Origin of the sequence: Chromobacterium sphagni, assembly GCF_001855555.1 — a bacterium.
Classification (GTDB): Bacteria; Pseudomonadota; Gammaproteobacteria; order Burkholderiales; family Chromobacteriaceae; genus Chromobacterium; species Chromobacterium sphagni.
The window spans coordinates 1,051,688-1,074,490 of sequence record NZ_MKCT01000001.1; the positions used below are offsets into that span (position 1 = coordinate 1,051,688).

At 63.9% G+C, this 22,803-nt stretch carries 18 protein-coding genes; 13 read left to right on the top strand and 5 right to left on the bottom strand.

The window, feature by feature from the left end:
• The first annotated feature begins 15 nt into the window (after window positions 1-15).
• From BI344_RS05100 to BI344_RS05130, 7 genes are read left to right on the top strand one after another with little or no spacing between them, the layout of a single operon-like run.
• Window positions 16-1,782 (top strand): class I adenylate-forming enzyme family protein, encoded by a 1,767-nt coding sequence (locus BI344_RS05100; protein ID WP_071111833.1) that lies wholly within the window; start codon window positions 16-18, stop codon window positions 1,780-1,782.
• Complete coding sequence (locus BI344_RS05105; RefSeq protein ID WP_071111834.1) at window positions 1,743-2,993, top strand: hypothetical protein; 1,251 nt, start codon at window positions 1,743-1,745, stop codon at window positions 2,991-2,993. The genes BI344_RS05100 and BI344_RS05105 overlap by 40 nt, the downstream gene beginning before the upstream one ends.
• A 30-nt stretch (window positions 2,994-3,023) precedes the next feature.
• Window positions 3,024-3,764 (top strand): ABC transporter ATP-binding protein, encoded by a 741-nt coding sequence (locus BI344_RS05110; protein WP_071111835.1) that lies wholly within the window; start codon window positions 3,024-3,026, stop codon window positions 3,762-3,764.
• 8 nt (window positions 3,765-3,772) lie between these two features.
• Window positions 3,773-5,755, top strand: a complete 1,983-nt coding sequence (locus tag BI344_RS05115) for an outer membrane lipoprotein-sorting protein (protein ID WP_158021032.1) — start codon at window positions 3,773-3,775, stop codon at window positions 5,753-5,755.
• Window positions 5,756-5,769: 14 nt separating this feature from the next.
• On the top strand, window positions 5,770-7,089 hold the full coding sequence (locus tag BI344_RS05120) for an ABC transporter permease (RefSeq protein ID WP_071111837.1): 1,320 nt from the start codon (window positions 5,770-5,772) through the stop codon (window positions 7,087-7,089).
• Between the two features lie 40 nt (window positions 7,090-7,129).
• Entirely contained in the window at window positions 7,130-7,942 is an 813-nt protein-coding gene (locus tag BI344_RS05125) for a class I fructose-bisphosphate aldolase (RefSeq protein ID WP_071111838.1), read from the top strand.
• 49 nt (window positions 7,943-7,991) lie between these two features.
• Window positions 7,992-9,536 carry a class I adenylate-forming enzyme family protein gene (locus tag BI344_RS05130; RefSeq protein ID WP_071111839.1) on the top strand — a complete coding sequence of 515 codons (1,545 nt, stop codon included), beginning with the start codon at window positions 7,992-7,994 and terminating at the stop codon, window positions 9,534-9,536.
• 1 nt (window position 9,537) lies between these two features.
• Here the strand turns inward: BI344_RS05130 and BI344_RS05135 are convergent, their stop codons facing one another.
• Window positions 9,538-10,266 carry an autoinducer binding domain-containing protein gene (locus BI344_RS05135; protein WP_071111840.1) on the bottom strand — a complete coding sequence of 243 codons (729 nt, stop codon included), beginning with the start codon at window positions 10,264-10,266 and terminating at the stop codon, window positions 9,538-9,540.
• A 414-nt stretch (window positions 10,267-10,680) separates the two neighbouring features.
• Here BI344_RS05135 and BI344_RS05140 point away from each other — a divergent pair, with 414 nt between their 5' ends.
• The 3 genes from BI344_RS05140 (at window position 10,681) to BI344_RS05150 (ending at window position 13,409) form a co-directional block, all read left to right on the top strand.
• Entirely contained in the window at window positions 10,681-11,379 is a 699-nt protein-coding gene (locus BI344_RS05140) for an iron-containing redox enzyme family protein (protein WP_071111841.1), read from the top strand.
• Window positions 11,380-11,479: 100 nt separating this feature from the next.
• Window positions 11,480-12,274 carry an aldolase gene (locus BI344_RS05145; protein WP_241499262.1) on the top strand — a complete coding sequence of 265 codons (795 nt, stop codon included), beginning with the start codon at window positions 11,480-11,482 and terminating at the stop codon, window positions 12,272-12,274.
• Window positions 12,275-12,308: 34 nt separating this feature from the next.
• Window positions 12,309-13,409 (top strand): alpha/beta hydrolase, encoded by a 1,101-nt coding sequence (locus tag BI344_RS05150; protein ID WP_071111843.1) that lies wholly within the window; start codon window positions 12,309-12,311, stop codon window positions 13,407-13,409.
• A gap of 93 nt (window positions 13,410-13,502) precedes the next feature.
• On the opposite strand, the gene BI344_RS05155 is transcribed toward BI344_RS05150, so the two are convergent.
• Both BI344_RS05155 and BI344_RS05160 read right to left on the bottom strand, forming a co-directional pair.
• Window positions 13,503-15,179 (bottom strand): nicotinate phosphoribosyltransferase, encoded by a 1,677-nt coding sequence (locus BI344_RS05155; RefSeq protein ID WP_071111844.1) that lies wholly within the window; start codon window positions 15,177-15,179, stop codon window positions 13,503-13,505.
• A 24-nt stretch (window positions 15,180-15,203) separates the two neighbouring features.
• Window positions 15,204-16,016, bottom strand: a complete 813-nt coding sequence (locus BI344_RS05160) for a phosphoribosyltransferase family protein (protein ID WP_071111845.1) — start codon at window positions 16,014-16,016, stop codon at window positions 15,204-15,206.
• Between the two features lie 115 nt (window positions 16,017-16,131).
• On the opposite strand from BI344_RS05160, the gene BI344_RS05165 reads away from it, so the two are divergent.
• Together BI344_RS05165 and BI344_RS05170 are read left to right on the top strand one after the other, a co-directional pair.
• Window positions 16,132-16,821 (top strand): NUDIX hydrolase, encoded by a 690-nt coding sequence (locus BI344_RS05165; protein ID WP_071111846.1) that lies wholly within the window; start codon window positions 16,132-16,134, stop codon window positions 16,819-16,821.
• 188 nt (window positions 16,822-17,009) lie between these two features.
• Window positions 17,010-18,992 carry a methyl-accepting chemotaxis protein gene (locus BI344_RS05170; protein ID WP_071111847.1) on the top strand — a complete coding sequence of 661 codons (1,983 nt, stop codon included), beginning with the start codon at window positions 17,010-17,012 and terminating at the stop codon, window positions 18,990-18,992.
• Between the two features lie 11 nt (window positions 18,993-19,003).
• On the opposite strand, the gene BI344_RS05175 is transcribed toward BI344_RS05170, so the two are convergent.
• Together BI344_RS05175 and BI344_RS05180 are read right to left on the bottom strand one after the other, a co-directional pair.
• Window positions 19,004-19,192 (bottom strand): hypothetical protein, encoded by a 189-nt coding sequence (locus tag BI344_RS05175; protein WP_071111848.1) that lies wholly within the window; start codon window positions 19,190-19,192, stop codon window positions 19,004-19,006.
• A complete protein-coding gene (locus BI344_RS05180) occupies window positions 19,185-22,421 on the bottom strand; it encodes a DEAD/DEAH box helicase (RefSeq protein ID WP_206600324.1) in 3,237 nt (1,078 codons plus the stop codon). The genes BI344_RS05175 and BI344_RS05180 overlap by 8 nt, the downstream gene beginning before the upstream one ends.
• 108 nt (window positions 22,422-22,529) lie before the next feature.
• Between BI344_RS05180 and BI344_RS05185 the strand changes: the two genes are divergently transcribed.
• Window positions 22,530-22,790, top strand: a complete 261-nt coding sequence (locus BI344_RS05185; protein WP_204378016.1) for an MBL fold metallo-hydrolase — start codon at window positions 22,530-22,532, stop codon at window positions 22,788-22,790.
• The last annotated feature ends 13 nt before the right edge of the window (window positions 22,791-22,803 follow it).

The following is a 22,803-nucleotide window of genomic DNA, read 5'->3' on the forward strand; positions in this document are numbered from 1 at the left end:
CGAACGGATGCCGCCATGAGCTATTTATTCGCCGCCATTGCGCTCGCAGCGCTCGGCTACCTGATTTTCGTCTTTATTCATTTGGGATTTCCGGGCCGGCTGGCCCTGCTTGCCAGTTGGGACGACCGCATCGACACCGTGCTGGAAGCCGCTGCGCGACGCCACGGCGAGCGCGAATTGATCGAACTGGCGCAGCCGCTGGCCTGGACCGGGCGCCAAGCATGGAGCGCGGGCCAACTGTTGGAAACCGTCAACGCGCTGTCCGCCTGCTGGTTGGGACAGGGAGTGGTTCCCGGCGACCGGGTCGCCATCTACAAGGCCAACGACTTCGATTACTTCCTGTTTTCCGCCGCCGCCATTCGCATCGGAGCCATCGCGGTGCCGATGAACGCCAATGTGGCGCCGGACATTGCCGGCCTCTATATGGAGCGGATGGGCGTCAGCCTGCTGCTGACCGACTGCGCCGCCTGGGCGAGGCTGCAACCGTTCGCGCCGGCCACCCTGCGGCAGACGGTGCTGGCCGATAGCCCGGCGATGCAGGCCGGGGAGCGCGCGCACGGCTTGGCCGCGTTGTTGCGGCAGCCCCAAGCCCCGGCGCCGCTGCGGCCGCGCGGCGCGGCCGATCCGCTGTACATCGTTCACACCTCCGGCACCACCGGCATGCCGAAGGGCGTGATCCTGAAATCCGAAGGCGTCGCCCAGTCGCTGCGCTCCATCGTGCTGTTCAATCTGGTGTCGCCGCGCGATTCGGCCAGCTTCGCGCTGCCGCTCAACCACCAGGTGTCGCAGCTGTATCTGCACGGCTCGCTGCTGATGGGGGTGCGCTGCATCATCAATGGCGATCTGAGCGCGCCGGCGCTGTTGCGTCAGCTGGAGCAGAAGCGGCCGACGGTGTTCTTCGGCTTCCCTATCACCTACACCCGGCTGATGATCGCCGGCGCGCAGGATCACACGCTGGACAGCGTGCGGATCTGGGGCACCACCGCCGATGCCAGCCATGAAGTCCAGCAGCGGGCATTCCTGCCAAAGGGCTCGTTCTTTCGTCGCCTGGGGCTGCCGGTCGACGGCTCGCTGTTCATCGACGGACTGGGGTCCAGCGAGGTGGGCATCGCTGCGTTGCTGCGCATCGCCACGCCGTGGACCCGCCGTTTCGATCGCCGAGTCGGCCGCAAGACGCCGCTGGGGCCGCAGATCAAGGTAGCGGACAGCGAGGGGCTGCCGGTGGCAAAGGGCCGCCCCGGCCTGTTGATGATCAAGGGCAAGAGCATGTTCGGCGGCTACTGGAACGCGCACGACGTGTTGTACGCCTCTTCGCGCGACGGCTGGTGGTTCACCGGCGATGTGGTGCGCGAGGATGCCGACGGCGAAATGATCCATCTGGACCGCGAGGTGGATGTGATCCACACCCGTTCCGGACCGGTCTACACGCTGCCTCTGGAGGAGATCATCCTCAAGCGCGCCGGAGTGCTGGACGTCACGGTGTTTGGCGTGCGGCCGCAGGCTGGCGCGCCCGAGTTGTCGGCTGCGGTCGTCGCGCTGCGTGCCGATGCGGCGCCGATTGCGCCGGACGCTCTGCTGCGCGAATTGAACGGGCAGTTGGAGCCGGAGCAGCGCCTGTCGCATCTGTGGATCACCGCTTGGGAGGATTTCCCGATCGGCGCCACTGGCAAAACCCTGAAACGCCGCCTGCGCGAGCGCTACAACGCGTTGCTGCAGCCTGAGACCATCACCGCGAGTCCTGCATGCACTACTACTGCGCCAGCCGAATCGCGTCCCTGCTGAGCGGCGCCGCGCTGGCGCTCTGCGCCGCCGCCAGCCAGGCCGACGAGGCCGCTGGCGATGCGCCGACCGGCAGCACGCTGCGGATGGAGCACGACGCCACCGTGCAGATGATAGGCGAGCGCGACTACCTGTCGGCGCCGCTGGGTGGCAATGTCGCCAAGTACAACGCGGCCGAGCTGCGGCTCAATCTGCAGCTTCATTGCGACGGCGGCCTCTGCGACGGCAGCCGCGCGGTGCTGAAGCCGCGGATCTGGCTGGACGACGAATCCAAGCCCGACGCGCTGCCCTCGCGTCAGCCGCAGTCGTTGATGGAAGGCTACGCCATCGTGCCGCTGGGCGAGGGCGAGGTTGGGGCGGGGAAGCGCCTGCTCGGTTGGGGGCCGTCGATGCTATACAGCCCCACCAATCGCCTGTTCCCGGACAACGGCGCAGTGACGCCGCGGCGCGAGATTGCCGGCAAGCCGATGGCCTTCGCCAGTCTGCCGTTTTCCACGCGAGGCCGTTTCAGTCTGCTGCTGGCCGACCCCAATCTGGACCCGGTGCCGGGCATCCGCACCGGCGGCGCGTTTGCGTTGGCGCGCAGCGAATGGAGCTGGGTGTCCGAGCAATCGGCCACGCTGGGCGTGGTACTGGGTGGCGGCGGCGGCCTGCAGCCCTACGCCGGCAGCTACGCGCAATACGGTCTGGGCGACGCCTGGACTCTGAGCGGGGAGTTCGCCGCCTCGCGCGGCTTCGCCCGGCGCGGCGCCGCCGGCCCGCTGCTGGCGCAAGATCAGGACCGCTGGCGCTGGGACGGCACGCTGGGCTTGCGCTACGGCCTGGCCTCAAGCGCTGAGATCGGATTGGAACTGATCTACAACGGCTACGCGCTGACGCCGGCCGAGCTGGCTAATCCGCTGATCGCCGGCGCGCCGTCCAGCGGCAGCTCGCCATCGCACAACCGGCCGCTGCACCCCTTTGTGCAAAGCCGCTACGCGCTGTTGCAGACCACTTGGCCCAAGTTGTTCGGCGACCGTCGCTGGGGCTTGACCACGCGCTGGCTGCAAGGATTGGACCAGTCCAGTTCGGACATCTTCTGCGAGCTGTCCTATAGCCCCAGCGACGCCAGCACCATTTATTTCGGCGTCTCGCACAGCCGGGTGCCGAGCGATCTGGAGCCGAGCCGCCCGGTGCCGCGCAACGTCTATCTGGCGCTGGAATTCCATTTCTAACCCTGAACAAGAACCTACTGGAGATTTGCCGTGAACCTAGTTGAATTTGCATCGGTGACCAAGCGCTACCAGCTTGGCGATGTTGAGGTGGTGGCGCTCGATGGCGTCAGCTTCGCTGTCCAGCCGGGCGATTTCGTCGCCATCACAGGTCCCAGCGGCAGCGGCAAGACCACCATGCTCAACCTGATCGGCTGCCTGGACGCGCCTTCATCGGGCGAGATGCGGGTGATGGGCAAGGCGGTGAGCTCGCTGGACGAGCAGGCGCTGGACCAGTTGCGCAGCCGCACCTTCGGCATGATTTTCCAGAACTTCAACCTGATTCCGGTGTTGACCGCCGAGGAAAACGTTGCCCTGCCGCTGCATTTGCACGGCTTGTCGCGCCAGGAAATGCGCAAGCGCTCGCAGGACGCGTTGCGCGCGGTCGGTCTGGAACGCTTCGCCGGCTTCCGTCCCGATCAGTTGTCTGGCGGCCAGCGCCAACGGGTGGCGGTGGCGCGGGCGCTGGTAACCAGGCCGCAGTTGATCCTCGCCGATGAGCCCACCGCCAGCCTGGACACTACCAACGCCATTGCGCTGGTCGAGTTGATGAAGCAATTGAACGCCGACCACGGCGTGACTTTCGTGTTCTCCACCCACGACGACCGGCTGCTGCAGCATGTCCGCCGCATCGTGGAGCTGCGCGACGGCAAGCTGTCGGTCACCCGCGAGCATGCTGCGCACCAGGAGCCGGCCAGTTCCGTTCCGCAAACCGACGATCAAGGGGTGCTGTGATGTGGGCGATGGCATTTCGCAATCTGTATCGCGACCGCAGGCGCACGCTGGCCACGGTGGTGGCGGTGGGCGTCGGCTTGCTAGCGGTGTTGCTGTTCCTGGGCTACATCCGCTTTGTCGAGGGATCGCTGGCTTCGGTGGTGATCTACCGCGACGCCAACGCCCATGTGCAGGTCTACCGCAAGGATGGGCCGGAGCAACTGGCCGCCACTCCGGCGCAGTACTCGCTGGACCGTACCGAACAGCAGATGCTGCACCGTCTGGCGCAAGGGTTGCCGCACTTCCGCAGGGTGTCGGACCAGTTGGTCGGGGTCGGCATGGTCAATACCGGCAAGCATAACGCGGTGTTTCTTGGGCGCGGCATAGATCCGGCTTTCGAAGCCGCTTTGCAGTCAGAGAGCCGGCTGGCGGCCGCCCCGTCCGGGCTGGGTCGCGACGGCTTGCTATTGACACGCCAACTGCAGGATCTGCTGGGCTCGCCGACCAAGGGCAGCGACCTGCAGTTGTTCGGCGCGTCCTACTCCAATCGGCTGAACGCTATCGAGGCGCCGTTGACCGGCGAATTCTCCACCGGCATCGAGGCGATAGAGGACAAGGGCTTGAAGGCGCCGCTAAGTCTGTTGCAGTCGCTGTACGACACCGACGCGGTCTCGCGGGTGGTGGTGCTGCTGGATGACCGCGGCAACGCCGCGGCCTACCGCGACGCGCTGGCCGCCAAGCTGGAACGCCAGTCACCCGGCCGTTACGAGGTGACCACCTGGAACCACCCGCAGATCGGCCAGCTGTATGTCAGCTTCATGGGCTTCTTCAACATGGTGTTCGCTTTCACCGGCACGGTGGTGTTCGTGATCGCCCTTACCACCATCCAGCACACGGTGGCCATGAATGTGGCCGACCGCACCCGCGAAATCGGCATGTTGCGCGCGATGGGCTTCAGCCGCGGCAGGATCGCCGGCTTGTTCGTCCGGGAAAGCGTGCTGACCACTCTGATTGCGGCCATCGTTGCCCTGGGACTCGCTTATATGACTATCTACGCCATCTTCTTCGCCAATCTGCAAACCCAGCTGCCGCGCATCGCCGAGCCGGTGCGGCTGGCGCTCGACCTGCCGCTGAACTGGGCGCTGCTGGCGGTTGCCATCGCGGCGCTGGGCATCGCGCTGGGCGCGGCGGCGACTGCCCGCAAGCGTATCGGCGGCGCGGTGCGAGCCGACGGCAAGGCCGTGCCATTGACCCGGATGCTGGCCACCACTACCTGCCTGATGCTGGCCACCATGCTGACCGTCAGCCTGGCCCACGCCGAGGACGCGCCCAGCGAGGCGACCATGCGCGACTGGCTGCATAAGGCCGATCTGGCCCGGGGCGGCTGGGGCAGCTACAAGTGGTCGCTGAGCATCCATACCGAAGATCCGGCCGGCGCCACCAGCACCACTTACGACATCGCGGTACGCGACGGCAAGGCGCTGGCGCGCACGGTGGAACCCAAGCGCTATCAGGGCGAGAAGATCCTGATCGCCTCGCGGGCGATGTGGTACGTCAAGCCGGGTCTGCGCAAACCGGTCAGCATCAGCCCGCAGCAGCGGCTGGTGGGGGAGGCGGCCAACGGCGATATCGCCGCCACCCAGTATGCCCGCGACTACAGTCCGGCCTACGCCGGCAGCGCCCAGATCAATGGCGTCGACTGCTACAAATTGAAACTGACCGCTGCCACGCCTGGCGCCACCTATGAGGGCATCGTCTATTACCTGGACAAGCGCAGCTTGATGGGGGTCAAGGCCGACTTCCTGACCGCCAGCGGCGCGGTGTTCAAGACCGCCACCTTCGAATACGGCAACAAGGTCAAGGTCAATAACCGCGAGCAGCCGTTCGTGTCCAGCATGAAGATCGTCAACGCCAACTTCCCGGACCGCTTCAGCCGTCTGCAGTACGCCCAGGTCGTTCCCAGCAGCTCGCCGGACAGCCTGTTCGCGCTCGACACGCTGATGACCATGTGAAGGAGCGAATCTAGATGAATACCAAATTACTGTTGAGCATGTCGCTGCGCAATGTGCGGCGGCAGGGGCGGAAATCCATCAGCACCCTGGTGGTGATGGCGGTGTCCATTCTGGCGCTGTGCCTGCTGGCCGGCTACATGCAGTCCAACGTCGAGTTGATCGAAAACGCTTTCATGCGCTGGGGCGCGCGCGGGCACCTGGTGATCGAGAGGCCGTCCTCGCAGCTGGCGCGCGAAGTGGAGGGCGCCGGTCAGAATCCGATCACTGCGGCGATGCAAGGCCGTATCGACCGGGTGCTGTCCGCTGACCCGGCGGTGGCCGCCCGAGCCCGCATCCTGCGTATTTCCGGCATGGTGTCCAACGCCAGGGTCAGCACCATCTTCGCAGGCATCGGCCAGGACGTGCAGGAGGTGCGCCGCATCAAGGGCCCGGCCTACGAGTATGACGTGGTGGCCGGCACGCCGCTGTGGCAGGAGAAACGCACCCATCCGCTGGTGTTGGGCCAGGGCCTGGCGGCCATCCTGGGCTGCCAGGTGCCCAAGATAGGCTTCGCCCCGGCGCAGCCGGGCCAGACCCCGGCATCTAGGCCGGTCGACTGCCCGCCCGGCCCGCTGGAGCTGACGGTGTCCACCCGCGGCACTGAGCGCATCAACGCGACCCAGGCTCAGGCGACCGGCATCATGGACTGGGGCATCAAGGAAATCAACGATCGGCTGGTCGTGATGCCGATGGCCGATGCCCAGGGCTTGCTCAACACTTCCGAGATCAGCGAATACCACGTGTTGCTGGCCGACGGCGCCGATCTGGACGCAGCGCGCGACCGGCTGGCCGCCCGCTTCAGACAGGCGGGGTTGGATGTCACCGTGTTCCGCTGGTCCGACCGGGCGGCCTTCTATCAGCAGGTCAAAACCGTGCTGGGCGGTTTCCTCAACTTCATCGCCATCGTCGCGGGCATCGTCGGTTTCACCAGCCTGCTCAACGCCAGCTACATGAATTTTTCGCAACGCGCCCGTGAATTTGCCACCTTGCGCAGCCTGGGTTTCACCCGCCGCTTCGTGATGACGCTGACTGCGCTGGAAAACAGCTGGTTGGCCGCCGCCGCCGCCTTGCTGGGCATCGCTTGCGCGTTGGGCGTCACCTGGGCGGTGCGCGCCGCCAAGATCATGTGGACGCCGCCCGGCTCCAGCAACGCGGTGCCGGTGGAGGTGGCCTGGGTAGTGCCGGTCTACGCGCTGACCTTGTTCGGCGTGGTGATCCTGGCGGCGCTGGCTAGCGCGATTCCCACCCGCAAGATCTTGCGTCGGCCTATCCGCTCGGTGCTGACCGAATCCTGAAACCACGGTTTACACACACCATCGCATCAAGGAGGCTTGAATGACTGAAATGGCACGCAAACGTCGCTGGTCCCGCTTCATTGACCGGCAATCCGGCAAGGCCTTGATCGTTCCCATCGACCATGGCCTGACCATGGGGCCGCTGGAGGGCCTCAATCGGGTGGAAGAGGTTCTGCGCTGGCTGAACCCGGACGTCGTCACCGGCATCGTGGCGCACAAGGGCTTCGCCCAGCGCCTGGGGGGCGCGCCGGGCTGCGGTCTGATGATCCATCTGAATGGCTCGTTGAATGTCGGAGAGACGCCGGATTTCAAGCGGATGGTCACCAGTGTGGAGGCGGCGCTGCGCCTGGGCGCGGACGCGGTTTCCATTCAGACCAATTTCTCCGCCGCTACCGCCGACCATAATCTGCAACTGATCGGCCAGGTGGTGGATCAGGCCCATGCCTTTGGCTTGCCGGTGTTGAACATGGTTTATGACAAGGGGCCGCTGCAGGGCAAGGAGCTTACCCACCTGCGCCATTTCATGCGCGCGGCGGTGGAACTGGGCGTGGACGCGTTGAAGGTGGCCGCGCCGGAAGATCTGAACCGCATCCCTGAACTGGTGGATGGCATCCAGGAGCATACGCCGGTGTTGTTCGCCGGCGGCGCGCTGGCCGACGAGCTGTCTTTGCTGGAGCTGGCCGCGGCGGTGGTGCGCCATGATACCGGCGGAATCTGCGTGGGACGCAATGTGTTTCAGCGGCCCAACCCGCTGTCGACGATGACCCGCTTGCGCGACCTGTTCCGGCGCGGTGTGCCGACAATGGATTTCAGCCGCCTGGCGCAGCCGGAGGCGGCGGAGCTGGAAAACTGAGCTTGGCCGCTTGGCGGCCCGGCACTTTCATCATTCAGAGGTTCTAGATATGCGTATTGAATCCAGCCCCGGCTGCGTCGACCTGATGGTGGACCGCCATGTGCGCGCCGGGCGCGGCGATTGCATCGCCTTGATAGAGCGCGGCGCGCGCGGCCGACGCACGCTCAGCTATCGCCAGCTGCAAGCCTTGACCCTGGCGGCGGCGCGCGAAATGGACATTCTGCTGGCCGGCAACCGTGCCGGCCAGCGCGTGGCGCTGATCGGTTCGGCGACGTTGGAGACCGTCGTCTACTGGCTGGCGGCCATGCGTTCACAACGGCTGGCCTTCATGGTTCATCCGGATCTGCCGGCGGATCATTACGAAGGCCTGTGGCAAAGCTACGACCCGGAACTGATCCTGGCCGACCGAACGGTGCGGCAGGCGCAGGGCGAGGCGATGAGCACGGTGGAAGAACTGGCGGCCAGGAAGGGAGAGCCGGACTTGCCGCACCCGGTGGGCGGCATTGAGGCCAGTTTCGATTTGCGTCCGGCGCTGGTGCTGGCGACTTCCGGCTCCACTGGCCGGCCCAAGTTGTGTGTCCATTCGCACCGATCGTTCTGGGAGTTCGAACGGGTGGTCACCCGGCCAATGTGGGGGCTGGAGTCCGGAGACCGAGTGCTGGCCAGCACGGGACCGTTTTTCTCCTTCGGTCTGCAGGGGCTGCATGCGCCTCTCAGCGTTGGCGCGACCGCGGTGCTGTTGCCGGAGTGGAGCCGCCACACCGATTTTCTCGACACGATCGAGGCTGAGGCGGTGACGGCCTTCCTGGCGGTGCCCACGCTATACCATCTGCTGATGGCTCGGGCGGAGCGGGAGTACGACTTTCGCTCGTTGCGGCTCGCCTTCGCCGCCGGCGAGCGGCTGCCGGCAGCGATACGGCAGCGCTGGCAGGCTTTGACCGGCGCGCGGATGCTTGACTCCATCGGCACTACCGAAACTTTCGCGCCCTATCTGTCGGAAACGGCGGATGCGGGGCCGGGACTGCGGCAAGTGGAGGGATTCCGTTACTTCGAAACTCCGCATGTCAGCACTGACGAACTGCCGTCCGACGTTTTCACCCTGGGATTGGCCGGCGGCTGTCTGATGCTGGGCTATCTTCGCCCGGGCGAGGCCGGTGTCGTCGATCCGGCGCCGGAACAGTTTCCCACCCGCGACCTGTTTATCCGTGACGGCGAAGGGCTGGGCTTTGTCTCGCGCGACAGCGAGCGCATCAAGGTGGCCGGCTACTGGGTCAGCCCGCAGGAGCTGGAAGCCTTTCTGGTGAGCGACAAGCGGGTGTTGAAAGCGGCTGCGCTGCCGGTTGTCACCGCCGAAGGGTTGACTCGGCTGCGCGCCTACGTGGTGGCTACCGCCGGCGGTTCCGTTGGCGCGGCGCTGGTGGAGGATCTGATGAGGCGCATTCAGCGCGAACTGCGGCCAAAGGCCTTGCGGCCGGACCGCATTGAACTGGTGGCCGATATCGCCACCACTCCGAGCGGCAAGCTCAAGCGTCAGGAACTGCAGAGTCTGGTCACCCATCCGGAGGCTACCGCCGGGGCGGTGCTGGCGGGCTGATTCAGGCGGAAATCAGGCCGATTGCCAGCGCGCGGGCGACAGCCTGGCGGCGATTGGACACGTTCAATTTATTGATGATGTTGCGAATATGAAAATTCACGGTGGATTCGGAGCAGCGCAGGATGCGGGAGGTTTCCCAGGAGGTTTTCCCGGCGGCGGCCCAGTGCAGGCATTCGTTCTCGCGCTGGGTCAGACTGACCTGCACGGCGGCGTGCGATTCATCGATCCGGCAGATCGCCTCGTAGGCGTACGAGCACAGCAGATGCACGGTCGGCGTCAGGGTTTGCAGCCAGCTGTCGGTTTGCGGGTCGGCTCGGGCGTCGCATGCCACCGACATCATCATCGGATGGCTGCGTCCAACGCCGCGCAGCGACGTGGCCACTCCCGCGGAAACGCCGTAGGCCGACGCCTCCTCGAACAGGTGCTGGGAGGAGCTGTCCTCGAAGCAGCCGCGGTGCCAGATCAGCGGCACCGCGGACTGGCGGCAATGTCGCACCACGGGGTCGTGGTCCACCCATTGCAAGCGGGCGTAGCGCTCCATCCAGGCGGACGGGTAGTTGGTTTCCACCCTGGGCGACAGTCCCTCGCCAGGCGAGGTTTCGATTCCGATCAGGAAGAAGTCAAGGCCGATGTTGGAAACCAGTTGCTGGCAGCGGTGCTTGATTTGTTCGATTGTGACGGCCGACAGCAGGTCGGGCAAAGCACGGATGACATGGTCTTGCGGGTGCATAGAACCTTCTCTGACTTTCAACTGCGGATTCAATAACAAAGGAACAATTTGGGTATGGCTTGTTTTCGCCTCGAAAGTCTGGCAGCTATGCCGGGCAATGACAAATGTAAGTTATGTTAAAGACATAAATCCAAATTGGATGGTTGGAGGTGGGAAATAATCTACTCTACTTGTTTTTGTTACGATTTTATCGATTGAAATTAGTATTTTGATTATTTTTCGACGAAGTTAATCACATTTAATCGTGATTTAAGGATTCCATCCCGAGGTGGCGTATCGCCCCATGTACGCCTGGGCTAGCAGAGGCGGCCGGCCACCGACCGGACACGTTGTGCCATCGCCGCAACGGTAAGCGGCCTCATTATCCGATCGGTCTGAAAGGACCTTCTCAATCTTGGTTTTGGAGCAAACTCTATGGACATGCAACTGGCGCTGTTTGAATCGACCAAGGAGCAATTGATCGAACGCATCCGGTCACACTCCTTCCTGAAACGCTGTCGTTCTGGCGAAGTTTCCCTGGACGAGTTGAAGATATTCCTGGTGCAGCAGGGGCTGTATAGCGCCTACTTCACGCGCTACCTGTGCGCGATGATGGCCAATCTGCCCAGCAACGAAGAAGTGTTGGAACTGGCGGAAAACCTGTTCGAGGAGCTGGGGCTGGCGCCGAACAGTCCGCGCCCACACCATCTTATCTATCGGGAGATGCTGGAACACTATTCGTTGTCGCTGGACGGCGCTCAGCCGCTGGCCGGAACCCGCCGTTTGATAGACAGCATGTTCCTGCATTGCCGCAACCTGAATCCGGCGGCTGGCTTGGGCGCGTTGTGTCTGGGCGCGGAAGGCCTAGTGCCGGTGATGTATGGCGAAATCATTCGTGGCTTCGAGGCGCAGGGCGCTATCCGGCGCGATATCGAGTTCTTCCATATCCATGTCGAATGCGACGACGGCCATGCCGACACCATACGCGAAATCATGCTGGATATCGCCAGCTCGACTCCGGAGCAGATCGACGTGATGTTGTCGGCAGGGATGAGCTTGGTGGACGCGCGTCTGGACTTCTTCAGTTCCATCGAAGAGGCCTATCAGGAGCGCGCGCAAGCGGCGATGGCCTGATGGGGGAGGCGCCCGCCCGGGCTCGTCGCGGCCGGGCGCGGCTTCCGGATCTGCCGACGCCTTTCTACCCGAATCATTAAGGAGACTCATGGTGGATACCATGGCAATGGACAAGCAGCAATTGATAGACCGGGCCAAGGGGCAAATGCAGCAGCATCTGACGGCGGGGAGCTGGACCTTGCGCGAAAGGGTGGCGCTGACCTGTCGCATCCTGTTCGCCCAGGGGCACGATTCCGGTCTCGCCGGGCAGATAACCGCGCGCGCGGAGCAGCCGGGCGCTTACTACACTCAGCGGCTGGGGCTGGGCTTCGACGAGATTTCGGCCGGGAATTTGCTGCAGGTGGACGCCGACCTGGAGGTGCTGGAAGGCCGGGGCATGCCCAATCCCGCCAACCGCTTCCATAGCTGGATCTATCGGGCCCGCCCCGACGTGCAGTGCATCATCCACACCCACCCGGTTCATGTGTCTGCGTTGTCGATGCTGGGGCGGCCGCTTAGGGTGGCGCACATGGACGCCTGCATGTTGTATGACGATGTCGCCTTTCTGGCCAAGTGGCCCGGCGTGCCGGTGGGCAACAGCGAGGGAGAAATCATCAGCGCGGTGCTGGGGAGCAAGCGCGCTGCGTTGCTGGCCCATCATGGCTTGGTGGTGGCCTGCGGTTCGGTGGAGGAGGCTTGCATGATGGCGATCCAGTGCGAGCGCGCCGCCAAATTGCAATTGCTGGCCGAGGCGGCCGGCAGCATCCACGAACTGGAGCCGGAGCTGGCGCGTGAAGCGCACGACTGGATCCTGCAGGGCAAGCGTTCCCAGGCCGGATTTGCGTACTATGCCAGGCGTGCGCTGCGCGCCGAACCGGGTGGCGACAACCACCCGCTGTCGATGCGGGTGGACTGATGCCCACCGCTTGCCGATGCGCCGGAGTGGCGCAATGAGCGGAGTGGTGGCAGCGCTGCTGCTACGGCTGGAGCGGGCGTCGGCGCGCCGCGCGCTGGGATTGCCGGCGCTATGGCTGGCCTTGCTGGCGGGCCGGCCACGGCGGGTGGATGGTGCGCCGCTCAACCGCCAGTTGCAACTGATGCTGAGGCTGCGCTGGCTAAGTGGAAAGCGGTCCTGGCATCGGATGGGCGTGGCCGCCGCCAGACGGCAGCTGGAGAGGGAGGGAGGCCTGTTGGCTCAGGATGTACCCGCTTCGGTCAGCCACCGCGACATTGAGCTGGATGGTTCGGCCGGTCCGATCCACGCCCGGCTGTATCGTCCGGCGGGGCTGGCGCTACCGGCGCCGACATTGGTGTTCTACCATGGCGGCGGCTTCGTGGCGGGGTCGCTCGACTCGCACGATTTGCCCTGTCGCGCGCTTGCCGCCGCGACCCCCTGCCAGGTGGTATCCATCGATTATCGCCTGGCGCCGGAGCATCCGTTCCCAGCGGCCGTCGACGACGCCGTTGATGCCTTGCGCGCGGTGGCGGCCAACTGCGCGCGCTGGGACGTTGACCCGGCGCGGCTGGCTGTTGGCGGCGACAGCGCCGGCGGCAATCTCGCCACTGTCGCCGCGCTGGCGACGCGGAGCGACCCGGTCAGGCCCTGCTTCCAGATATTGTGGTATCCGGTGGTGGACAGTACTGCCAGTTTTCCTTCTGTTCAGCGCTTTGCCCGCGGTTTTTATCTGGATTGGCCCACCATGCGCTGGTGCCTGGGCCATTACACTGGAGGCGGTCAGTTGCGCCATCCGCAGGTATCGCCTATTTTCGCCGATCTGGCCGGCGCTCCGCCCGCCTACATCCAGACCGCCGGTTTCGATCCGCTGCGAGACGAGGGCGAAGCCTATGCCGACAGGCTGGCGGCGGCAGGGGGCGTGGCGCAGCACCGCCGGTATCCCGGTCTGATCCATGGTTTTTTCAATCTGGCCGGCTGCGTGGACGAGGCCGGCGCGGCCTTCGACGATGCCGCCGCCGCCCTGCGGCAGGCGCTGTATCGGCCCATGCCGGGCATGGTTGGGCTGAAGAGCGGCGAGCAGCTGGAGCCAGCCTGAGCCGCCTGTTGCAAGATAAAACCGGCTCTGCCTGCAGGCGAAGCCGGTTTTTTATAGTGGCAGAATCTGGCCAAAGGTCCGCCGTTGGCGGGTTTATTCCCAGGCGATCGACCCTGCTGGAGGGCAGGTCCACGAGGCCTGCAGCCTCTGGCGGATTTCAGCCAGGGTTTGAGCATGCAGCAGCTCGCCGTCGCGGAACACCGTCCGCAGCGCGCCGCCGGCAGCCTGCTCCGGCGTTTGCTGCTGGAACAGCACGAAGCGGCCGTCCTGTTCCTCTACCCGCACCAGTCCCTTGGCTGACTTCTTGGTGCCGTCGTCGGTGGCCGGGTCCTTGTAGATGTCCACCGCTTCGCCGTCCACCTCGGCGTAGACGGCTTTCAGCGCGTAGCCGAAGGTGTCGCGCGAATTCATGCCGTAGACGTAGCTGCCTATGCCCAGCACCACATTACTGGAGGCGTAGCCCTTGGCGGCCAGGCGCAGCAGGATGTCGCGGGCGCGCGGCAGGGTGATGGAGTCGCCGTAGATCAGGCCGATGTGGCTATCCAGCACCTTGTAACCCTGCTCGGTGACGCTGCCGCCGAAGATGTCCCACAGGCATTCCACCGCGCCTTTGCGCTCGGCGGCGCTGACGCGGCGGCCATCCTCGCGCGCGGAGCAGTTGCCGGCGTCGTCGAACAGCAGCTCGTCGTCGCGGTAGCCGGTGAGGATTTTCACCGGATCGCCGGAGTCCGGACGGAACACCACTTTGGCGTTGCCCAGCGCGTCCGGCGCGCGCGCCAGGATGTCCTCCTTCAATTCGCGGGCGATCACGGTGACCACGTTCCAGAAATCGAAAGTGTCGCTGACGATGGACACCATGCCTGACGGGTAGTCCTGGCGGATGAATTCGCGCACCACTTCACGCTCTGCCAGCCGGCGCAGCGCCTTGTCATCCAGGCTTGAGTGGACGGGCATGCGGCCCAGCTTTTGCTGCGTCAGCAGGATGCGCAGCGCCATCACGCTATGTTCCGACGCCGGGATGGAGCCGCCTACCAGCTCCCGGTCGGCGTCGGCGCCGTAATAGTCTTCCAGATAGTCCAGCGCCGGGATGGTGTCGCTGCCGGTGAACGACAGCAGGTGGCCTGCGCCGCAGCGCATGGCGTCGTGCACGCCGCTCATGCCGCGCATCGAGAAATCGTGGCCCTGCCAGTTGACGAAGTCCTGCGGCGCGCCGGTGAGCCGGGCGAAGTAGGTCAGCAGCTTGCGGAATTCGAAAGCGATGGTGGCCACGGTGGACGGTTTCCAGCTTTCGCAGCTGAACAGGGTTTCAAAATAAGTCGCGATCCACGGAAACTGGGGGTGGGTGTTGCTGAAGGTGATGGGCGGCACCTTGATGTCCACCCGCGAGCCTTCCGGCAGCGAGCGGATTTCCAGCGGCAGATAGCCTAGCTGGTGCAGCGCTTCCAGGCGGGCGGCCGATACTGCGCCCGGTCCCAGCGCGGTATCCATGCGGCGCTGGTATTTGCGTACCGCGTCCGCCTTCGGGCGCTGGAAGAATTCGCGGTTGAACAGGTCGATCAGGTATTGCTGGATGAAGCCCTGCAGGCCGAACCACACCACCTTGTCGTCGAACAGCTGCGGCAGCACCGGCGCGTACTTGGCCGAGCGCGGCGTGAAGTTGGCCACCAGCCGGGTAGTGGACTGCGGATACATCGACGGGTGGCCGGTCTTGTAGAAGTCCGCCAGGTTGAACGGCACCAGCTGGTTCTTGTCTTGGTTTGCGGCTTGCATGCGTTTTCTCCTGAAGATGGGATGTCAGACCAACTGGCAGCGGGCGTCGCCGCGCCAGTCGTTGCGGGCGAAGACTTGCTGGAAGCGGGCCAAGAGCGGATCCAGCCCTTTGCTGAAGATGCCGTGGGTGACATACAGATAGAGCGGGGCAGCCAGGCCTTCTTGCTGCTGGCGCGCGGCGATGGCGGCGGCCAGCTCGGTGAAGGTGCGGCCGCCGTCGCAGATGTCGTCGACGATCAGCAGCGGTCCCGCGGGCAGCGGGCCGGACAGTTCGCTGCCGGTGATGGTGCCGGTGCGGGTATTGCGGATCTTGTCGGCGAAGGCCGCCTGGCAGCCCAGCTGCTGCGCCAACTTCTGCACCCGCTTGCGCGCGCCGGCATCCGGCGCCACCAGCGTGGCCGGGCCGATGATTTCCAGCGCCCGGCGCAGCGCCGGCAGCGGATCTTCCACTTCCACCCGGTCCAGCAGCGCGGTCACCACATCGCTGTGCGGGTCCTGAATCACCACCCGGCGGTAGCTCTGGGCGTTGATCAAATTGCAGAACACCTTGGCGCCGTGCGCCTCGCCCAGGTTGGCCACCCGGTCCTGGCGGGCATAGGGCGCATAAGGCATGAACAGATCCAGCGGCAGGCCGGGATAGGCGCGGCGCAGCGCGTCGGTGGCCATCAGCAGGGTCATGATGGTCTGCGAGCTGTCCAGGTGGGCGTGGATGCGCAGCGCGCTCGCCGGCGCGCCCTGCTCCACTGTCACCTGGACCTCCCCGCCGGGGAAAACCAGGCTATCCATCTGCAGAGCGCGCTGGCCGCCGTCCTGGGTCAAAACCGAAATCGTGATCATTTCTCCACCCTTAGTCGTAATTTTCAACTAACAGGAGCCAGTATATCCACTCTTAGTTGAACTTTGCAACTATCTGAGGGAAAATGCCGCAGCTCTGTCCAATATCGAGGTTTCCATGCGCACCACGCCGAATGTCAGCGTCGACGTCGTCCTGCTCTCCCTGCACCAGGGCAAGCTGCAGGTGGCGCTGCACCGGCGCGCCCGCGGGCCGTTTCAGGATTGCCTGGCTTTGCCGGGCGGCTATGTGCATGTGGACAAGGACGGTTCCATCGAAGCCACTGCCTACAGGGTATTGAAACAGAAAACCGGATTGCAGCCGCGTTACCTGGAGCAGTTGCGCACCTTTGCCGGACCTCAGCGCGATCCGCGCGGCTGGTCGGTGGCGATTTCTCATGTGGCGCTGATGCCCTACGAGGAGCTGCGCCAGGCCGGTGACGAGGTGTTCCACTTCCATGACGTGGATGGCCTGCCGGACCTGGCCTTCGACCATGCGGAGCAGATCCGCGAGGCGGTGCGGCGGGTGTGCAACAAGGCCAGCTACTCCACGCTGCCGTGTTGGCTGCTGCCGGAGTTGTTCACCCTCACCCAGTTGCAGCGCACATACGAGCAGATTTTTGGCGAAACGGTTTCGCGCAGCACCTTCCGCTCGCGGCTGGGGATCAAGGTAGCGGAGGCCCATCCGGGCGAATCCGCCGACCAGGCTGACATCCTGTTGGCCACCGACCAGTTCCAGGGCGGCAGCCAGCGCCCGGCGCGGCTGTTCCGCGTCAACCAGCTCAGCCTGTTCAAGCGCGCCTGTTGGTAGCTGGCCCCGGCGGGCCGTCGCGGTAATCCTTCCTTTGTGCCGCGGCGCGCGCTGCGTTACCTTCGGGGCTGGGGCATGCCGTCAGACGGTCGCGCCATCAAGAAACGTGCAAATGCTATATGGCAGGGCTGGCATCTGCCGTCCGCGTCCGCCGCGCATGCGGCGCCTGGCCAGGCAAAGGGAGATGAATGATTACCACCATCAAAGGCAAGATATTGGCCGGTTCCGGCCTGCTGATCCTGATCGGCTTTACCGTGCTGGCCGGCGCCAATATCTACAACAGCTACCGCAATGCCGAAAACGCCGTGCTGGACCACGCCCGCCTGCTGGCGGACAGCGAGGCCGGCCGGGTGCAGCGGATGCTGGGCAAAACCTACGACTCCGCCCAGGCGATGGCGGAGGCGGCGGTGGGCGTGAAGGCCGCGCTGCCGGCCAACGGCCGTTCGCTGCTGTCCGAGGTGGTGCACCGCCAGCTGCCCAACAATCCGGACGCGGTGGGTTACTGGGTGGACTGGGAGCCCAACGCTTTCGACGGCCGCGACGCGGAACTGGCCGGCAAGCCGGAGAACGACCACACCGGCCGCTACGGCGTGTACTGGTTCCGCAAGGGCGGCAAGGTGGACGTGGTGTGGGGCAGCGACGGCGTAGACGAAAGCGCCTACTACACCGAACCGCGCAAGACCGGCAAGCCGATGCTAACCGAACCTTATGTCGACCCGGACGTGAAAATCCTGATGGGCACGCTGTCCTTCCCGCTGATCCTCAATGGCAAGGTGCTGGGCGTTGCCGGCTGCGACATCGCGCTGGGCCATCTGCAGGAGATGGCGGCCAAGGTCAAACCCTACCAGAACGGCTTCATGAGCCTGTATTCCAACGGCGGCGTGCAACTAGCCGGCCGCGAGCCGGCGCTCAACGGCAAGCCGGCGGCCGATCTGCCGGCCGAGGCCAAGGCGGCGATCAAGAACGGCCAGCCGGCGGAATACGAAAGCGCTAACGGCTACCGCCACTTCATCATGCCCATCAGCATAGGCGAGGCCGGCATGCCGTGGGCGGTGCGCATCTCCATCCCGCTGGACGAGGCCTTCGCTCCGGTGCGCGCGGCCAGCTGGCAATCGGCGCTGATCAGCCTGGGCATTCTGGCGCTGATCCTGCTGCTCTTGGGCGCGACGCTGAGCCAGCTGCTGCGCCCGCTGGGCCGGCTGCAATCGGCGATGAGCGAGCTGGCCTCCGGCAGCGGCGACCTCACCCGCGCGCTGTCCATCGCCAGCCGCGACGAGATCGGCCAGGCCGCCCGCGCCTTCAACACCTTCACCGGCTCCTTGCGCGGCATGATGCTGGAAGTGCGCCGCCACGCCGGCGACGTGCTGGGTTCGGTGCGCCAGCTGTCCGGCGAGGTGGACCAGATCCGCGGCAGCTCCGCCCGCCAGGCCGAAGCCGCCAACGCCACCGCCGCCAGCGTGGAGCAGCTATCGGTAAGCGTCACCCACATCGCCGAATCGGCGCGGCTGGCGGAACAGCGCGCGCGCGAGGCCGACGCCCTGTCCGGCCAGGCCGCCGCCAATGTCGACGCCACCGCGCAGGAGATCGGGCGCATCGCGGGCACCGTGCGCACGCTGGCCGAGGTGCTGGGCGGCATGCAGCAGCGCTCGGACCAGATTTCCGGCATCGTGTCGGTGATCCGCGACATTGCCGACCAGACCAATTTGCTGGCGCTCAACGCCGCCATCGAGGCGGCGCGCGCCGGCGAACAGGGGCGCGGCTTCGCGGTGGTGGCCGACGAAGTGCGCAAGCTGGCGGAACGCACCGCCAAGGCCACGCTGGAAATCTCCGGCGTGATCCAGACCATCCAGCAGGACACCTCCCAGGCGTCCGACAGCATGGGCGGCGTGTTGCAGCAGGTGGACCAGGGCGTGCGGCTGGCCGGCGAATCCTCGCAATCCATCCAGCAAATCAGCGGCCACGCGCAGCAAGTGGTGCAGTCGGTGGGCGACATCGCCGCCTCCACCGCCGAGCAGTCCAGCGCCAGCCAGGAAATCGCCCGCCATATCGAAAACATCCACACCATGCTGCTGCAGACCGACGGCTCCATCCACCAGGCGCAGCAGGCCACCGTGGCGCTGGCGCGGCTGGGCGAGGAGCTGGAGTCGCTGATCGGGCGGTTCAGGCTGTAAACCCGCAGGGGTCAAGGCTGCGCGGCGACAAAAAAACCAGGGCAACGGTTCACGCCGCTGTCCTGGTTTTTCGCCTGCGCGGCCAGGTCTTTGTTGGCGATTGTTGCAGTTTTTACCGTGACCCCGGCCTTGTCTGGGCGATCTCGCAAGGTCATCAGGGGCGGGCCGAATGCAAGGGCGAAAATGGCGAACTTAGCCACTGACGTTGGCCGCTACAGGTGCTTGAGTGGCTGCCTTGGCCAGCTTGGCAGCGGCGACGTCAAAGTAACGCTGGCCGCTCCATAATGTCTTGTCGCCAATGATATAGCAGTGTTTTTTGGCCCGGGTAAGCGCCACATTCAGTAGATTGGGTTGGCTGGCGGCCCAGGCGACTGCTCCCATGCGGGTTTGGTCGCATCCCAAGACAAACAGAACGATGTCTGCTTCCTTGCCTTGAAAGGTATGCACGGTGCCGATATTGTTGCGCCAGTCCGATAGCTTGGATGGCGGCGGCAGATTATGTTTGCTCAGGCGTTGCTGCCATTGCTTTTTGTCTAGCAGCAGCCTGAGCAGGCCATTCTTCACCTCCCGAAATGGAGTGATCACATAGACATCCGGTAAAGTGTTTTTGCCTTGCGCTACCTCTGCCAGATAAAGCTTGATCAGCGCGGCAAACACGCGTTCACCTTGCTCGGCCACATATTTGCTTTCGGTGGCGTGGCCCGGCACGCTCCACCAGTCGCTAAGACCAAGTATTGGATGCGGGCTAATCTTTCCCGGTTTGCCGTGTTTCATGCGATTGCGGTAGGCGATGGTGTTGGCGATTTCGAACATCGGATTATCGCAGCGGCGGTGCACCACCAGAGGGATACCGATAAATTGGTCTTCCTGATGGGGGTGTCTGACGCCGTAGCCATGCGCGCGGTCTGCCAGGGTTTGCACCGATTGCAGGTTGACAGCGTAATGGCGGGCTTGATCTTGCAGCCAATACTCGCCCAACTTGTCTACCAGTTTGCTGGGCATGGTGACGACCGGCTCAATTTGCAGCGGGTCACCCACCACCACCGTGCGTTGGGAGCGAAGAATGGCGCCAACTGCCGCTTGCGGCACGGCCTGGCCCGCTTCGTCCACCACCAGCCAACCCAGGCTGCCGGCATCCACGCCACGGAATTGGCGCCGGACGGAGGCAAAGGTGCTGGATACTACCGGTGTCAGCAGGAAAAACCATTGCCACAGCGCGATAGCTGGCCCCGAACTTATCCGTTTACTGAGCAGGCTGTTCATGGCGAACAGGGTTGTAGTACTGGTGGCCTCCAGCACAAATGCCTGATGCAGCTCCATCGCGGCGATAAAGAGTTCACTGCGGCGCTGGTTGTATGCGGAGCCTTGCCAAAAGGTTTTTTCCTGGTTGCGCGCGCTATCCAGTGGCTTGCCATCGCACAGTTGCACCGGCCCGCATTTTTCCTGCAGGCGTTGTAGCAGGCGCAATGCGGCATGCAGCGCCTTTATTTGCGTGGCCTGGTGTTTGGTGGTCAGCCATTGCCGATAGTCCGCTTGGCGCAGCCATTTGAATAGCCAGCGCAGCCATCTGGGTCCCAGTGTCTGCTCCTGTTGCATTTGCCTATTGGCCAGCGCATGGATTTGCAAATCGAGTTCGCTCAGCAAGACTCGGCTTTCCTCATCGGCGTTCAAGGGGGGCAAGGAGATGAGGTCTCGGCTTATGCTTTCCCAGAGCTGCAGGATCTCCAGCCATTGTCGGCGAAGCTGGGAGAGCGATTCCAGATATGTCTCGTATTGTTGCTTGGCGTGTTTAAAGCGTTGTTTGGCTTGGTAAAAGTTTGGCGCCGATTTGCCGGCGGTTTCACGGAAACGCCAAAAGCTCATTGCTCCTTCCGCTTCCCAGCTATCCATGTTTACTTTGATTTTTGACAGAAACTGCTCGGCGGGCTTCTGGTCGGGCTGAATGGCGCGATAACCAAAGATATCGCCAAAGCGTTTGCGATTGGCCGAGTTGCCCAGCGCGGCGGAAATCAATCCCCATACCGGCTTGGCTGGCGTTTTCCAGGCAAGGTTTTTCTGGGTGCCGGCGTATTTGGTGGCAACGGGCTGGAAGTATTGCAGGCTGGTGCGGTAGGGTTCCGCCAGCGCCTCTTGTTGCGGCAGCTCCAGTGAGAGGTTTTCCACTGCGCCATTATTGGTGGAGCAGACGACTATTTCGTAGCCGGTCAGTGCGGGGATCAGCAGCGGGATGGTGTGCTGTGTGCCGTTGCCAAAGACAATGGCCGCTGTTTGGTGGCTGACGCCATCCGCCGCCTTGTGCAGTTTGCTCATTGCCGTTGCGCGCTGGATGATGAGATCGGCAATCAGGTCGCGCAGCAGAGTCGTTTTTCCGGTGCCTGGCGGGCCGTTGACAGACATGATCCCGCCGATAGGCAAGGCCAGCAGTTTGTTCAGGGCAAACTGCTGCATCAAGGATTGCAGTAAATGGGGGGAGGACGGCCAGCGTCCGGCATTGAAGTTTTGCGGATCCAGGCTGTTGCGGATATGGGCTTCCCCTGCGGGGCTTTCCAGGTCCAGTTTGGGCACGGCCTCGGACCGCAAGTAGGTTTCGAGCGGATTTGGCGCCTGCTGGCGTTGCAATGACGTTTGGGCAAAGACCAGGTCATGAAAATAGAAGCTGTTGAGGATGGGCAGCTCGTCGGGAACGGGGAGGTTTTCCTCATTCGCATCATCCGTGTCGCTTTTCCCCGGCGGCGGCGCCTCATGGCTGGAAGCCGCTTTTTTTTCCGGCTTGCCGGTTATATCTATCCAGGCCGGAGAAGTTAGCGTTACGGGATCTCCCGCCCATTGCCGCACAATGGCCACCAGTTGTTGCAGGTAGTCTGCTGTGAACTCAGGCTCTTCCAGGCAGGACCAGCTGGATGCCAGCTGGTGGCGCAAATCCTCGACAGCCTGCTCAAAGCTTTCCGCGCATAGCGAGCCCAGCTCGCCTTGGAGCAATTTCCCCAGCGCCCAAGGCAGGGTGGAAACGCTGAGGTTCTTGAAATTTGGCACGCCGTCTGAGCTGATCGGCAGCTTGGCAAAACAAGTCCGGCCTTCAGGCTCCATCTCCTCATCGCGCTGTCGGATCAGCTTGCTGATATCCATGCCGTTAACCAGTTCCGCGACTTGGCGGCAGGCATGTCCTGTATCGAAAACCGCCAGATACACATCCCATTTTCGTTGCTGGTATCGCTGCCAACAATTGTCCAGTATCGCGTGGCTGTCCAGATGAAATTCCGGCCGTTTGCTTTCCCTGGCCTCGTCTATGGTGTTTTCCAAATCAAAATGAGTGAAAAATTCAATGCTATGCCAATAGCGCAGTACTTTGTCTGCTAAAGAGAGTGCCATGTATTCTGCCGCGCCTTGCTGTTTCACTCCTGCCAGGACGGCTTGACCTGTCCTTTCCATGGAGTGATGTATTGAGATGTGTTTGCCTGAGCAAAAGGAATACTTTACACACCTGAATGCCATTGTTCTATGTTGCTGACCTGGACTTTTTTACGTCCAAGGAGTCTGTTGGAAATCACACGCTTGAGCGTGCACGTCTGGGTGGTGGAGCTGGGCGGCAAGGTGTTCCTGATCGATACCGGTCTGGGCAATGGCAAAGAGCGGCCATTCAGCGCCATGTTCCACCGCTTGCCCACGCCGTTTCTGGAGCGTCTCGCGATGCTGGGCATCCAGCCGGGCGAGGTGAACCATGTGCTGCTGACCCACCCGCACGCCGACCACGCCGGCTGGAACACGCGCCTGGTGGATGGCCGCTGGGTGCTGGACTAGGCATGCGAACGCA

Excerpts from the sequence above, each read along its gene's own strand:
- BI344_RS05100 (WP_071111833.1), top strand. The coding sequence starts at position 16 with ATGAGCTATTTATTCGCCGCCATTGCGCTCGCAGCGCTCGGCTACCTG.
- BI344_RS05105 (WP_071111834.1), top strand. The coding sequence starts at position 1,743 with ATGCACTACTACTGCGCCAGCCGAATCGCGTCCCTGCTGAGCGGCGCC.
- BI344_RS05115 (WP_158021032.1), top strand. The coding sequence starts at position 3,773 with ATGGCATTTCGCAATCTGTATCGCGACCGCAGGCGCACGCTGGCCACG.
- BI344_RS05120 (WP_071111837.1), top strand. The coding sequence starts at position 5,770 with ATGAATACCAAATTACTGTTGAGCATGTCGCTGCGCAATGTGCGGCGG.
- BI344_RS05125 (WP_071111838.1), top strand. The coding sequence starts at position 7,130 with ATGACTGAAATGGCACGCAAACGTCGCTGGTCCCGCTTCATTGACCGG.
- BI344_RS05130 (WP_071111839.1), top strand. The coding sequence starts at position 7,992 with ATGCGTATTGAATCCAGCCCCGGCTGCGTCGACCTGATGGTGGACCGC.
- BI344_RS05135 (WP_071111840.1), bottom strand. The coding sequence starts at position 10,266 with ATGCACCCGCAAGACCATGTCATCCGTGCTTTGCCCGACCTGCTGTCG.
- BI344_RS05140 (WP_071111841.1), top strand. The coding sequence starts at position 10,681 with ATGGACATGCAACTGGCGCTGTTTGAATCGACCAAGGAGCAATTGATC.
- BI344_RS05145 (WP_241499262.1), top strand. The coding sequence starts at position 11,480 with ATGGCAATGGACAAGCAGCAATTGATAGACCGGGCCAAGGGGCAAATG.
- BI344_RS05150 (WP_071111843.1), top strand. The coding sequence starts at position 12,309 with ATGAGCGGAGTGGTGGCAGCGCTGCTGCTACGGCTGGAGCGGGCGTCG.
- BI344_RS05155 (WP_071111844.1), bottom strand. The coding sequence starts at position 15,179 with ATGCAAGCCGCAAACCAAGACAAGAACCAGCTGGTGCCGTTCAACCTG.
- BI344_RS05160 (WP_071111845.1), bottom strand. The coding sequence starts at position 16,016 with ATGATCACGATTTCGGTTTTGACCCAGGACGGCGGCCAGCGCGCTCTG.
- BI344_RS05165 (WP_071111846.1), top strand. The coding sequence starts at position 16,132 with ATGCGCACCACGCCGAATGTCAGCGTCGACGTCGTCCTGCTCTCCCTG.
- BI344_RS05170 (WP_071111847.1), top strand. The coding sequence starts at position 17,010 with ATGATTACCACCATCAAAGGCAAGATATTGGCCGGTTCCGGCCTGCTG.
- BI344_RS05180 (WP_206600324.1), bottom strand. The coding sequence starts at position 22,421 with ATGGAAAGGACAGGTCAAGCCGTCCTGGCAGGAGTGAAACAGCAAGGC.